Genomic DNA, 13,652 nt, shown 5'->3' on the forward strand with positions numbered 1-13,652 from the left:
CTTTAATTGGTGGGTGGAAAAATCTATAATCTAAAACGTACTGGAAAAATGATTTGAAAGGTGACGGGCCGCTCATGGTATTTGGCAGCAACCCAGTCAATGCCATTGATTGCTTTTAAGGCTGCTTCGTCTAGGTCAGGATAACTGGATTTTAATAATTGAACATCACTAAGCGTTCCATCAGCTTCAATGATAATTGCATACCAACTTATTCCTGTTCGATTCATTTCCTGGGCCATTTCGGGGTACTCCAGGATTTGATAAAACCGTTGGAAACCACCCACAGGTTCTGGTCCTGAATCCATGAGCTTGTAATCTTTTTCCAGGAATTCTGGAGGAAATTCTGGGTAGACTTTTTGCCAGGCTTCGAAACGCTCGGTATACTTGGCAGCAAGCTTTGGATTTGCTTCCATTTTTGCAAAGGCCTCGGGATATATCCAGCTTGAACTATCACTGATCTCAAGCTGATTGTAAACCTCTACCAGAAAGGGATAAGCCTCTGGATAAAGGATGTATTGATCCCCTGTGATAACCCGTTCCAGATCCAACCTGGCCTGGGAGAGTTCATCTTTCTGTTTGAAGCGAATGACTCTGGCCGCCCGGAAAAAATAATAGCCCTCATCGGCATTCGCAGGCTCAGGAATATCAATGCCATCAAGCGGGTTATGAGGTGCAATACAATGACTAAGCAAAACTGATAAAATTAATAAAACTGAGGTGGCCATTAGCCGTGATTTGAAATTCATGATCTTCCTATCCTTTCTGAAATTTAGTCTGAAAAAAAATGTCGATGCGCTCCCAAAAACCCGATTCATGGTGACAGTCAGAATGCCCACGTCCTGAAATGGGCCAGTATTCACATTGCCCTGGCCTTGCTGCCGCATTCATTTTCTCTCCTTGAGAGGGCAGGACCACAACATCATCCTCACCATGGATGATCAGAAATGAAGCGTCTGCTTTGGCAATATTATTTACAGGAGCGAATGCTTCATATTTGACACCGATTTTTATTTCGATCTGTTTTAAAATGAGCCATCTGATGAAAGCGGGTAAATGGTGCTTTTTAAATTCATACTGCATGACATCCACGGGGTGTGCGGGTGCTCCTACTGTTACCACAGCTTTGGCGGCGGGCTCTATGGCGGCGGCATAGGTTGAACCGGCACCTCCAATTGATAGACCGATAACACCAATGCTGTCAGTATCAATGTCACGTGAGAGCGTGTATTGTACCGCCGCTTTGACATCTCTCCCGAATTTGTACATGGAGGCATGACCATCACTGTCGCTGGAACCGTGGTGCCTCGCGTCAAAAGCCAGAAGATTATAATTTAGAGGATGTAGGTGTTGGATATATCGGAGCATACGACCCAGGTTCCGACTCCAGCCATGTACCAGGATAAGCGTTGGTGCCTGTTTTGAGTCGCTGGCAGCAGGTATCCACCATCCATAGAGGGATTTATCGTTCTCAGTGGGGAAATAGACTTCCTCAAATGTAACGCCAAGTTTTTCAGGGGTATCACCATGCTTATTGGGCTTGAGAGCATACATTTTCATGGTAAAAAATCGGGTGATGAGGATGAGTAAAACAAGTGTGGCTAATATGCTGGTCCAAAAGCTCATAAGGCTCTCAAACTAAAGTAGTTCCTATTGAAATACTAGCTTAGCGTTGTTTAAAAGGTAAAGGAACGATGCTCTTTTTTCCCTCCGCTTAATCCGTTGACCTGCCTATTACCTTAAATTATCTTAGTCTATTCTGATATTCTATCTGAACTCCTCCCATATCCGTGGGAATCACTTCCGCTCCGAATAGAAGACTGCCAGTACCCCGGGGAATCACTTTAAGGAGGCACCAATTTATGCAAAACAAAAACGCCCAAAGTAAACTTCCATTGACCTTAGTACTGCTGCTGCTGTTTATTGCAGCACCTGCTGATGTCATGGGAGGTAGAGGTCATGGACATGATGACGATGAATATACCATGGAGGTTAGTGCCCTTATGGGACCCGAGGACACTGAATTAACGATTACAATCTCAAGTAGTGATCCTGAAAATTTTCCTGTTCCTGAAGAGTTGGAAAAATTAAAAGTTAAAATAGATCGGGGGGGCCAAGGTCACGGTCACCTCATCGATGAGCGGAATGTAGAGTTGGTCAATGGTCAGATTGTATTCTCCCTGTCCGAGGCTCCTTTGCATGCCAGACTCAAGATCGATACCCAATTCCGACCTGGACGACATAAAGTGAAACTAAAAACACGTGTAGAGGTTACCCTGCGACCAGATCTGATTGTCGAGGATGTTGGCCCCATGGTTGCTTTTGTGGATCAGTCTTTCAGTATTCATGCGAACATCCAGGAACTCCTGGGAGATAATGACGCAGTAGCAAATGTGACTCTTTCTGCAGATGGTGTGAACATGACAATATCAGATGTATTTGTCTCTGCCGGAATGCTTTCGACGGTTGTATTTACCGGTCTAAGTTATGACGAGCCCGCTTCCGTGTCCTTTACTGTAGATATTTCTGATGCCAACCCTGGAGAATATGATCTCACAAATAATAGTTACTCCTTTGACGTTGAAGTAATTCCTCCACCAACACCAGGAGAAACTGAATACAGCATGTCCTATGAAAATTTTGATAGTGTGCTAACTATCTCCACCCTAGAAATTTGCGACACCATTTGGGTAGATGAACAGAGCGGCGACAGAGATGAGTTCTATCTGGAGGGTAGCTCAGAAGAAGCAACCCCGGGTGGCATCCTTGACGTTTCCTTCAGAATTTATGCGGATGGCGCATCGGCATATGCGTTAGATATAGAAGGATTGACACCCTATCATACCCAGGGTGGAATTGAGTATTATGATTATAGTGATGAAGCGACAGGAATATATATTACCTATGACCGCAATCCTGACAATCTAGCCTATTTTAAAATAAATAAGTACTCTGGTCAGGATGTATATATCCGCCGGGTCGATGGCACGCTTACAGAGTATAGCCTATTAGACTATGGTCTCCACATGGATGCACAATTTAGCCTTGAATCTTCCATACTTTTTGATGATGGATTTTCTCTCATGGGAGGAACAGCATCTATGATACTAAATTCTGCTGGACTTTTTGAGTACGAAGATTCATTCCCGCTAAATAATACTGGCTGTGCAAATAGTAGCCTTACCAATTATTTTCGATCAGAGTATATTTTTGGTGAAAATGATGGGATATTGGATCCCACATTCCTTGCTCGGCGAAATCAGGCTGCTGTTACAGCTCCTCTTCTTCCTGAAAAGATTTACATGGCAGACAATTATCCTAATCCCTTCAATCCCAGGACAGCTATTTCCTTTGGACTTCCTGAAGATAGCAGGGTTAGTCTGATTCTTTATGATATCAGTGGGCGTGAAGTCAAAAAACTGGCTGACGGACGCTTTTCTGCCGGTAGACATGATCTGTATTTGGATGGCAGCGAGCTAAGTAGTGGCACTTATTTCTATAGCCTTGAAGCTGGGTCCTTTAAGGAAGTTAAAAGGATGTTGTTGCTTAAATAAGAAAACGTAAATCCGCAAAATGATGAGCCCCAATTTCGGTTGGGGCTCATCAATATCCGGCCTAAAGTTGTCTGAAAACCACCGGTGATGCCTGAGCTTGTTTGGCTTTCAACCGAAAGTCGTAATACTCCTTATAATCCTCAATCTTAATTACAACCTGCACTTTGGTCCTGCGCCAGCTATAGTGGATATCATTGCCTTGGACGGTGATGTGTTGTTGAATTTCCCCAAATGAATTTTTCACATCTACATCAGGAGGTATAGATTCGAGCTCCCAATTGTCGGAGATATGAATATCAATTTCCGAGGAGGAAAGAGAAGGAATACCCGCGAAAAACGGTTCAGTACGTCGGGAGGGGTGTTCACCATACCAGCCTGCTTTGCTGGGAAGTGCTGGATAGACAAAGAACCGACGTCCAGTCTGAGTGGCAAAATGCGGGATACTGCCTTCCACAAAAATAACGAGAGGTGCATATTTGTCATCGAAATTTTCCACGATGAAGGTATCCAGACCCATTCCAGGAGCAGATTCACCAAAAAGAGAAAGGATTGCCTCTCGTTGTTCCCGGGGGACCAGGTTTTGAAATTGACTTCTCTTCTGCTTGCTGGCATTCCCGCCATATTTGAGATGACCCTGAATTCTGGCGGACCCGTTGGAGTTCAATTTAAGCTCACCTTCGAATCCCCAGGTATTACTTTCGGGGTCCTGAACAGGTGTTTGAGTAAGAACGGGACCATCCCCGCCAACAACCAGGACATGACAGCCCTGATTCCACTCTGAAACAATATCGATACGGCCATCATCATCTGTGCAATCCACCCAAAGCGTATCCTGTTCCAGGGGGACACAGGCAATAGCATGGTTAAAACGATTGTTGGGAAACTCAGGGTAGGTTACGCCTTTCCCCCGTGTGAGAATGAGAACAGGATAAGCTTCTATATGATGCATTCTCAAAAGGGAAATAAAAAAGGTAGCTAAATCCTTGCAGTCCCCATACTTGTTCTCGCACACCCACTGACCACTATGTGGTTTCCAGCCATGGACCCCTAACTCCATGCCCACATAACGGGTGGAATTCTGCACATAATTATAGATAAGCGCAATGCTGTCCCGCTTACTTGCAGCGGTATCCAATGATAAATCACTGACCATGTCGGGACTCAAATCATACTGTGTATGAGCCAATCCATCATAAAAAGCCGCCATACTTTCCCAGGTTGAAATACCGCCTGAATACTGGTCGATTTTAAAGGTATCTGGTGCAAAAAACACACGGTACCGATCATGTACTTCTGGAGGTGTCGCAATTTCATCTGACCGGGAGGGGATGGCGAACTGGCTCCAGGTATAGGTGTTTTCTGAGGGGTTATCATGGGGAATTTTAGACGGACTGAAACTGCTGAAACCATATCCAGGCGGAACGGAGAGGGTATAGCTGGCCAGCAAAACTGGTATGTCTTTCTGGGGGCTCCAGTCTGGCCAGTACATGAGACTCTTGATTATTTTAGTATATTCAATCTCCAGTGTGAAAGGCAGTTGGGTTATACTGGCAAGATTTAATTTGTAGGCGATATTGTCATGACCAATGATCCCGTAAATACTGGACTTTTTTGCATTGAAATGTTTCTTTTTATAGCGGCCTTTTCGTTTGCCTTTCTCATCAAATACAGTCGCTTTTACAGATTTGAGTTCAATATAATCATTTGTAAAAAGACTCAGATTTGCCAGGTCTTTGCCTTTCTCATCATTGATAAATATTTTTTGATAAACGGTATGTTCTGCAAGCGTCATGTCTTTTATGGTCAGAGTTTCCCGTGATTCCAGAACCATGCTTCCTCCAGCCGCCATGAGGAGGGAAGAGAAGAGCAGCCCTGCCAGGGGGAGTTGAAAGGCCATGCTAGGAAGCCAGGCGTTTTAGCACAAGCACACCTTGATCAGCGGCAACGGCCTCCGTATAAAAATGTCTGAGTTGTTTATATTTTTCCGCAGGTTGGAAAATATCCACCAATTGGTGTTTCCAGATAAATTGAACCATATTCCCAGTTGGTTTTACCTGTTTCTGGAAACCCAGACCTGGGCCTGTGATGCTGGCTGGCTCTGGAACTTCCAGCACTTCATAGTCTTCTGGTAATTCCAGATTGACAATTTCCTGTATTCTCAGGGTAGCGTCATATTCAATGGGATGGGTTCGCTCTTCGCTCACCAGCTTATTGGTGCGAAAACCATTGAAAAATGTTGTGGGCAGGTAAATCATATCAGTCCCCGGGATAAAGTATTCGGGAATTTGAAATTGGAGGGTTGCCAGGACCGGCTCGCGCAGATCATCCAGACTCAAATTGAGTACCAGACTGTCAACAATGATGCCTGGTATGTGATCAACAAGATGATCATAGGCAAACTTTTTATCATTGGCATACTCTGCATGGGCAGCCCTGATTTTCGAAGCGTAAAAACCTGTGGACTTTATTTGGAAATTTCCCGTCAAATTGCCTGATTCATCAAGACGACAATTGGTAAGGACATCGGTCTTGCTGGGAGGGGTTTTGGTGGGAAAAGTCATGAACATGGCATCACCCTCGGCAACGACAAGCCCTGCCCCGGAGTAATTGGCTGAAGGCATGAGATTATATGTTGAATACGGAAATCCGGCATCCATGAGTGAGAGCTTACCGTTAACGGTGAGTCGCACAATGACATGATTAAAATTATTCAAGTTGGGACTCACCAGACTCACCTCTCCGTAATTACGACGTGCAATGAGTACCGGGTCTGCTTCAAACCCCGCCTGGCGCAACAGTGCTGTCAACAACAGGTTTTTTTCAACCCGGGACCCCTGACGTTGCTTAATGACCTCATTCATTTGCTTCAGCTGCCACAGACCTTGATTTGTTGACCTGGTTAGATCATCTCGGACAAAAAGGAAAATGTCTCGCGGTTGGAGACCACGTTTTGAATCCTGGGGAATAATTTCAGCAAGCATGTCTTTGAGAGCACCTGACCCTCTGAAATAGGAGTCATATTCTTCCATGACAACCTTGACCAGATCTTCCCATTCTTTGATAAAGGTGATATGGTTATAGGGGTCAACATAGCTAACCATCTGCATGTTTATGGAGAAAAGATGATCCTCACGGTTATACATGTAGGGCTCATCTTTAATGGGGAGCAGGTCTTGAAATTCCCAGGTAAAGCGAACCATATTTTTTTGATCAGGCGTGTCAAACTCAATTTTTTCTGGGGTGACATAATCCAGCGGCAGGTTTCTGGTTGTTGCCTTGTATTCAAAACCCTGAGGCAGGGTCATTGAGAATTTTGAATATTCTGTATATAAATAACTCTGGAAATATTTTGGTTGGGCGGTGCCAATTGAAGTTGAACGATATTTATATTGATACTCAATGATGCACTGGTCTTCCACTCCTGGCAGAGCAAAGACTTTATAAAGCCATTTTTTTTGATCACCCTCTTCAAATATATCATCATTTTCCAGTTTGATTCTTTGTCCATCTGGCAGAATCGTCTGGGCTTTTATTTCTGTTACCCGATGGTCATGCCAGTAGGGAATTCTCACATCGGCATACTCTTTCCCTGCCTCAGTAAAAATCTGGATGCGAACATGGCGTTCTCTGACAATATCCCATTCCTGTGAATCGATAAACATTCTTTCCATGTCGAAGACTATCACTGCATCGGGACTGTCTTCGTAGGGGGATGTGGTTCGCTCAAATAGGGGTGATTCGTTTTTATCCCAATGATCAGAGAAGAGTGAAGCTGGAGCACAAGATGAAATGGCAAAAATGAGCGATACAAACAGAATAAAGCACAACGAAAAACGACGTTTCATGGATTTCCCCTCACAATAATTTACCTATACGAAGCGTATATTTTAGTTCATCAAATACTTCCAACAAGGATTACTATATTTCAAAAGCGAACAAAAGAATAAAAAGATGTGTTTTATTTGGAAACAAAAATCATTTTAAGGCATGTATTACAAGGTCATGAACTTACTTATGAGCAAATCTATACTTAGTCTTTTCCTGCTTGTCGGTGTAGTGCTTGCAGAAACCCCTTCTCACCAACTTTTGACTTATCCCTTCAGCAATCGTTCAGCTGCAATGGGTGGAAGCCGAGCTGTGGATGCATCTGGAAATCTTGATCTCCAGGGCAATCCTGCCAGTGCAAGTTTTGTTACAGGACTACAGGGACAAGTTGGTTTTGTAAATCATCTTGTGGGGATTCAGGGCTTTGCCGCAGGTGGCGTGCTGCCCCTGGAGAGACACCGCATAGCTGCAGAACTGATCTACTTTGATTATGGGATATTTGATAAAACTGATATTGTCGGTACTAGCCAGGGTACCTTTGGATACCATGAGCTGGCCGCAGCGCTGGCCTATGCCTTCAAGTTCTCTGAGGGAGTTCGTCTGGGCGGTCGCGTTGGGCGGTTTACTAGGGCCGCTGATGGAGATACCAGGGGTGAGTTCTATTATGATCTCGGCGGGGTATATCATAATCAGGAGGATTCTCTAACCGTGGGGGTCTACCTGGCCTCTGTTCCAATGGGTGAGAGTGATGAAGCTTTTCCAACTCAATTGCACATAGGTAGCTCAAAAATTCTCTCTCATCTGCCTCTCAGGCTCAACCTGGAGGGGGTTTATGGATTCAATGAACAAATCAGCCTCTCCCTGGGTGGTGAAATATTGATTCACCCGAATTTCAGGATCCGACTAGGTATGAACTCAAACCGATTTGATCTTCAAACCGGTGTGACTGAATCCGACTTTATCGCAGGAGCTTCAGGAGGTTTTGCCATTGACTGGCAGGGAATGCTGATTGAGTCTGCAACCCAGAGTTTTGGTGCCGCTGGATGGATCAGCCAAATCTCAGTTGCCTATCATCTTTAACTAAGTTCCCATCCTAGTTGCCTTAGATCACCATTTTTGCGCTCATTCGTGCTCTATTTCCATATTAATCAAATATTTTCCCGCTCTATCTTTGACCAATATCTCATCAAAAAAAAGACCCCTCTTTTCCCAGAATCATGATTATACTACTCATCTAATCAAAATCTGATTGTGTGGTGGGTCACCTACCTGGAGGATTTTGAGGGTTAGTTTAGAGAAATAAAGTTTGCTATGACTTACTTGCAAAGAACCATATTATTCTCACTTACCATCGTAAATCTTATTTACGGAGGAAGTGCTTTATTTGTCGAAGATGAACTACTTGTACGTTTTGATGAGGGATTAACCCGGGCAGACATTGAAGTTATTCTCATGAATGATAATCTTGAGATTGTAAGACAGGTGAGTAGGCCCCTGAATTTGTGGTTACTGCGAGTTGACCTGAGCAAAAACCAGCTCGGGAAAGCCAGACGCAGGATTGAGGATGTACCTGAAATCAAATATGCCCAGAACAATCATCTGCTAAGTTTACGCACCACCCCAGATGACCCGCTATACACATCACAATGGAATTTCCATAATACAGGTTTTGACGCAAATGGTAATCCCTCTGGAACCGAAGATGCTGATATTGACGCACCGGAAGCCTGGGAAATCAGCACGGGAGGTCAGACGGTTTTGGGAAGAAATATTGTGGCTGCCATTGTTGATGGGGGTTGCGATCTTGACCATATTGACCTGCAAGCCAATCTCTGGTCAAATCCTTTCGACACATTAGGCAATGGAATTGATGATGATGGGAATGGTTGGGTTGACGATTCATTGGGTTGGAATGCCTATGCTCATAATGGAACTATTCCCCAGACAAATCTGGATGCAAGCCATGGTACTCACGTTTCTGGTACCGTGGGTGCTCACACCAACAATGCTAATCAAGTCGCCGGCATAAATTGGAATATTCAACTCATGATTGTAGCTGGAGCGAGCTCTACCACAGCAATAGCCATGGAAGCATATAGCTATGTCCTTGAACAAAAACTGGCCTGGTCGAATTCAGGCGGATTAGAGGGCGCTTTTATTGTCACGGCAAATTCAAGTTTCGGTGCCAATTATGTCTCTTGCGATTCCATGGATTATCCAGTTTGGAATGATATGTATAACGCCATGGGAGAGGCTGGCATCCTGTCTATTGCATCAACGGCAAATACCAACGTCGATGTTGATGTGTCTGGCGATTTACCCACAAGCTGTTCCTCCCCCTATTTAATCACAGTGACCAATTCCAATAGGGATGATGAAAAAGTAAGTAGTGCCGGCTACGGAGCAGTTTCCATTGATTTAGCTGCACCTGGATTCGGCATTATATCCACCAATTACAATGGAACCACCTCCACTAAATATGGAACCTCCATGTCCACACCCCACGTGACAGGTGCTGTGGCACTTATGCATGCCGCTGCCAGCCCTGCGCTTGCCCAGTATTATGAAGACAGCCCTGCGCTTGCATCAGAAGTCTTTAAATCATTATTGTTGACCTCTGTTGACCCCCTGGCCTCATTAGAAGGCATCACAGTCACAGGGGGAAGACTGAACCTCCATCATGCTGTTCTGGCAGCTTCCCTATGGCCCTCTGGCTCAGGAGACATGAATCTGGATTATACGGTCAATATTCAGGATGTGGTAATCTTGGTCAATTTGATTCTGGGTAATATTGAATCTACTCCAGAACTCATTGCTGCTGGAGACATGAATTATGACTCATATGTCACTGTCCAGGATCTGGTCCGGATAATTAATTTAATACTGCAGTAATGATACCTAGCTTTCAATTCCAGGTATAAAAAAAACCCATCGGAAGTCGATGGGTTTTTTATCCTGTTTGGATGTAGGATCAGTACAGGAATTTCATAATAAACATGGCTCCGATTCCCGCCAAAGTAATCAAAAAGGCTCCCATTTGTCTAATGGGTGCTTTGGGATCCTGAAAAACATTCACTTCAAATTCATGATAGCTTGAGGAGCCTCGTGAGTCGGTCACTTCGATGATAAACTTATTGGCACCATCGTTGGAGCCATCAGGTACCCAGGTAATGAGACCATCTGTTTCGTTCATCTCAGCACCATTGGGCAAAAGTATCTTGGTATACCTGATTCTATCTTCATTGAGATCCCGTGAAGACATCTGATAGCGATACTCACGGTCCATGAGAACCACAGGTGACGGGGTGGAAGTGACTTCCGGCAAGGCATTTACAAAGAGTTGTACAGTTTGCACGTTTGTGATGTATCCATCAGTCACACTTACCTTGAATTGGGCCTGATTGATCTGGTCAATTCCCGGGGTCCACTTTACAACGGAACCATCGACGAGATGAACACCAGTTGGTGCATCAAATACTTTATAAACCAGTTGCTGGTCAGTATTTAAGTCTAGAGCCTTGATTTCATAAACATACTCCTGACCGGCAATAGCCATTGTATCTGCTTTAGATACGATCACTGGTGGTGCATTGGCATAGACGGCAAATTTGTAAGTATCTGAACTGTACTTGTCCGAAACTTTTACAAAAATTTCATTCCAACCTTTTTGAGTTTTGGTTGGGGTCCATGTGATTTGACCTGCAGGAGAAATTTTCATCCCCTTGGGAGCAGTTAGAAATGCATAACTTAATTTTTGATCTTTATTCAGATCGGTAACTGGTAGCGAGGTGGTATAGGGTCGGGCAACTGTGGCAAGTGTGTCGCTCACGCTGCCCAGAACAGGAGCCCCGTTTACATATACGGTTACCTTTTGCAAGTCATCTCTCAGACCATCAGTTACGGAAATTGTAAAATTCTGCTTACCCAATTCTGCCTCAGTCGGTGTCCAGGTGATCTGTCCACGACGACTGATGGTCAAATTGGGTATGCTGCTCTCAGAGAGCAGAAAACTGATGTCCTGGTTGTTGTTGGGGTCATTGACCTCGACCTTGTAGTTCCAGGGTTTACCCACAGGGACATGTTCTTCATATTTTGAGATAATGATGGGTGGTGTGTTGACAAAGATGGTGAATGAATCCAGCATGGAGGACATATCATCAGTCAATTCAAAGAGAATATCATGGAAGCCAGTCTGTTGAGATTCTGGTGTCCAGGTGATTCGCCCCGAAGATTCAAGGATCAGACTTTTAGGTGTCCGCAGTGGGATCAGTCGTGCACTGTTATTGCTGTTTTTGTCCTGAATATTGACTTGTCCGATATATGGCTCGTTGATGAAAGCGACTGGGCCTGGTTTTTCAAGAACCAGGGGTAGGATATTCACATAAAGCGTAAATTTTTGTAAAACTCTCTCGAAACCATCGCTAACGCTCAAGGTAACATATTGCGAATCGAGTTGGGTGTCGCTTGGGAGCCAGCGGACCAGCCCTTCTTCATCGACCTGCATACCTGCTGGGGCCGAGATCAATTCGAATTCAAAATACTGCTCTTCGTTCAAATCTTCCAACTGAACCTGATAAAGATATTGTTGTCCCGTTTGAGCCAGGGGTGGCGGCGTTGAAAAAATTTCAGGGATATGGTTTACGTAAAGGGTAAATGCCGTATCCAATTGTTGCCCAAATGAATAGGAAATCTGATGATATCCCAGTTGATCCTCACCAGGGTTCCATCTCAGGATAAAATCTTTACCAAGACGCATGCCTACTGGGTAGGTCTTGAATTTGACATAGGCCTGGCCTGGATCGATCTCCTCCTGGCGTGGAATCGCATGAACAAAACTTTCGTTTGCATGGAGGATTACATCTGGTGACTTGGGTTTTCTGCGTATTTCTGGAGCGGCTTGAACTTCTTCAACAACCTCAGGTTCAGATTCAGCTGTTATGGGTGCTGGTGCTTCCTCTTCCATGGTGGGTGCTGACTCATCCACTTCTTCTGCCATGTCGGTTACTTCTTCAGCATCCTCTTCATTAGGGGCAATGGCCATGAATTGATAAGGGCCGGATTTCTCCAGCAAGAGCCCATCATGGAAGGGCAGGGCACTTGAAGCATAGACCTCTTGGTCAAACAGGGGTGCAAAGCTTTCAAAATCTCCGGTCTTTTTGTTCTGTTCCAGAAAATGTACTCTATCACCGGTACGAAGCAGGCATTCCGTATACTCATCACCATCTATTTCAGAAAATAGAAGTTGATTGACAGGGCTAGAGAATGACTTCCACAGTTTACCACCCCCAGTGGAATTGTATTGGTAAACATTTCCTCGTGAGCTGCCGAGATAAATTTTTTCAAGACCTGAACCATCCAGGTCGGCAATGGCAATACCAGAAGCGCTCACTCTTTCACCAGCTCCAGCCAGGAGTTTCACATCCGCCAGGTCGCGGGTTGTGTATCTATCTTCCCCTGATGAAAAAATCCCAGCCACACTCAGTTTGTCTCCTCGTTTTTGAAAGAGGACGATGTCTTTTATTTTGTCATGATCAATATCGTTGATAGCCACGAGAATTGAAGCGGGTACACGAGTCATCTCTTTTGGCATCCCGGCATATTCAATCTGGATATTTGAAGAACTAAGATCGCCTTTAAACTCAACGATCAGAAGATTGGCCTGGGGGGCGCTTAATGAAAAAATGAGCTCTGTGAGGCCATCGTTGTCAACGTCACCTGCTTTAATCTGAGTTGGACGTGCATAGAGACCATTATCAGGTGTCCAGCCCCATTGAAAGGTGGGGACATAATCAAAATCTTTTCCAGACCATTCAAAACCATACACCCAGGGGGCAGTGTTACCTGCCGTAGCAGAAATTAATTTGGTTATGGCCACAATTTCGGGTCGGCCATTCAAATTCAAGTCTGTTAGTGTGAAATCAGCCCACTCGCCAACCAGGTTTTCCGGTAAGGCAAAGCGCCAGGTTATATCAAAACTTCCATCTGGTTTCATTTCAAATGCGATCAGCTCTGAACCATTACGGGCTGTATTTCGAATAGCTCCAAAATCATTGTTGCCATCGTGATCAAGATCGCCCAGATCCTTCAGCTGGCGGATATCGCGTAGACCATCGGCACTCCAAAGACTGCTCGCCATTAGAATGACCAGGAGGGGAACTAACCAGATATGACGTACTGCTACATGGCTAAAAAAATGTTTGCTCATCATGGGAACCCATTTCTTTACGATTAAAACTTTTGAATCCTACTCCAAACTTTTAATCAATTTATGGGGCT

8 protein-coding genes are annotated in these 13,652 nt (G+C 44.5%); 3 read left to right on the plus strand and 5 right to left on the minus strand.

Annotation, left to right across the window (positions count from 1 at the left end; genetic code table 11):
• Positions 1-23: 23 nt before the first annotated feature.
• Entirely contained in the window at positions 24-746 is a 723-nt protein-coding gene (locus tag ISR87_04395) for an energy transducer TonB (protein MBL7024675.1), read from the minus strand.
• A gap of 7 nt (positions 747-753) precedes the next feature.
• Positions 754-1,623, minus strand: coding sequence for an alpha/beta fold hydrolase (locus ISR87_04400; protein MBL7024676.1), 870 nt, complete (start codon positions 1,621-1,623; stop codon positions 754-756).
• Between the two features lie 236 nt (positions 1,624-1,859).
• Here ISR87_04400 and ISR87_04405 point away from each other — a divergent pair, with 236 nt between their 5' ends.
• The gene (locus ISR87_04405) at positions 1,860-3,551 is read left to right on the plus strand and encodes a T9SS type A sorting domain-containing protein (GenBank protein ID MBL7024677.1); all 1,692 of its coding nucleotides are present in this window, start codon (positions 1,860-1,862) and stop codon (positions 3,549-3,551) included.
• 61 nt (positions 3,552-3,612) lie between these two features.
• Here the strand turns inward: ISR87_04405 and ISR87_04410 are convergent, their stop codons facing one another.
• Both ISR87_04410 and ISR87_04415 read right to left on the minus strand, forming a co-directional pair.
• Complete coding sequence (locus tag ISR87_04410) at positions 3,613-5,448, minus strand: DUF3857 domain-containing protein (protein ID MBL7024678.1); 1,836 nt, start codon at positions 5,446-5,448, stop codon at positions 3,613-3,615.
• Between the two features lies 1 nt (position 5,449).
• A complete protein-coding gene (locus ISR87_04415) occupies positions 5,450-7,396 on the minus strand; it encodes a DUF3857 domain-containing protein (protein MBL7024679.1) in 1,947 nt (648 codons plus the stop codon).
• A gap of 169 nt (positions 7,397-7,565) precedes the next feature.
• Between ISR87_04415 and ISR87_04420 the strand changes: the two genes are divergently transcribed.
• Together ISR87_04420 and ISR87_04425 are read left to right on the plus strand one after the other, a co-directional pair.
• Positions 7,566-8,456: a hypothetical protein gene (locus ISR87_04420; protein ID MBL7024680.1), complete on the plus strand. Its 891-nt coding sequence runs from the start codon at positions 7,566-7,568 to the stop codon at positions 8,454-8,456.
• 231 nt (positions 8,457-8,687) lie between these two features.
• The gene (locus ISR87_04425) at positions 8,688-10,268 is read left to right on the plus strand and encodes a S8 family serine peptidase (protein ID MBL7024681.1); all 1,581 of its coding nucleotides are present in this window, start codon (positions 8,688-8,690) and stop codon (positions 10,266-10,268) included.
• 79 nt (positions 10,269-10,347) lie between these two features.
• On the opposite strand, the gene ISR87_04430 is transcribed toward ISR87_04425, so the two are convergent.
• Positions 10,348-13,584, minus strand: a complete 3,237-nt coding sequence (locus ISR87_04430; GenBank protein MBL7024682.1) for a VCBS repeat-containing protein — start codon at positions 13,582-13,584, stop codon at positions 10,348-10,350.
• Between the last annotated feature and the right edge of the window lie 68 nt (positions 13,585-13,652).

Source organism: Candidatus Neomarinimicrobiota bacterium (genome assembly GCA_016784545.1).
Lineage (GTDB): Bacteria > Fidelibacterota > UBA8477 > UBA8477 > JABMPR01 > JABMPR01.

Excerpts from the sequence above, each read along its gene's own strand:
- ISR87_04395 (MBL7024675.1), bottom strand. The coding sequence starts at position 746 with ATGAATTTCAAATCACGGCTAATGGCCACCTCAGTTTTATTAATTTTA.
- ISR87_04400 (MBL7024676.1), bottom strand. The coding sequence starts at position 1,623 with ATGAGCTTTTGGACCAGCATATTAGCCACACTTGTTTTACTCATCCTC.
- ISR87_04405 (MBL7024677.1), top strand. The coding sequence starts at position 1,860 with ATGCAAAACAAAAACGCCCAAAGTAAACTTCCATTGACCTTAGTACTG.
- ISR87_04410 (MBL7024678.1), bottom strand. The coding sequence starts at position 5,448 with ATGGCCTTTCAACTCCCCCTGGCAGGGCTGCTCTTCTCTTCCCTCCTC.
- ISR87_04415 (MBL7024679.1), bottom strand. The coding sequence starts at position 7,396 with ATGAAACGTCGTTTTTCGTTGTGCTTTATTCTGTTTGTATCGCTCATT.
- ISR87_04420 (MBL7024680.1), top strand. The coding sequence starts at position 7,566 with ATGAGCAAATCTATACTTAGTCTTTTCCTGCTTGTCGGTGTAGTGCTT.
- ISR87_04425 (MBL7024681.1), top strand. The coding sequence starts at position 8,688 with ATGACTTACTTGCAAAGAACCATATTATTCTCACTTACCATCGTAAAT.
- ISR87_04430 (MBL7024682.1), bottom strand. The coding sequence starts at position 13,584 with ATGATGAGCAAACATTTTTTTAGCCATGTAGCAGTACGTCATATCTGG.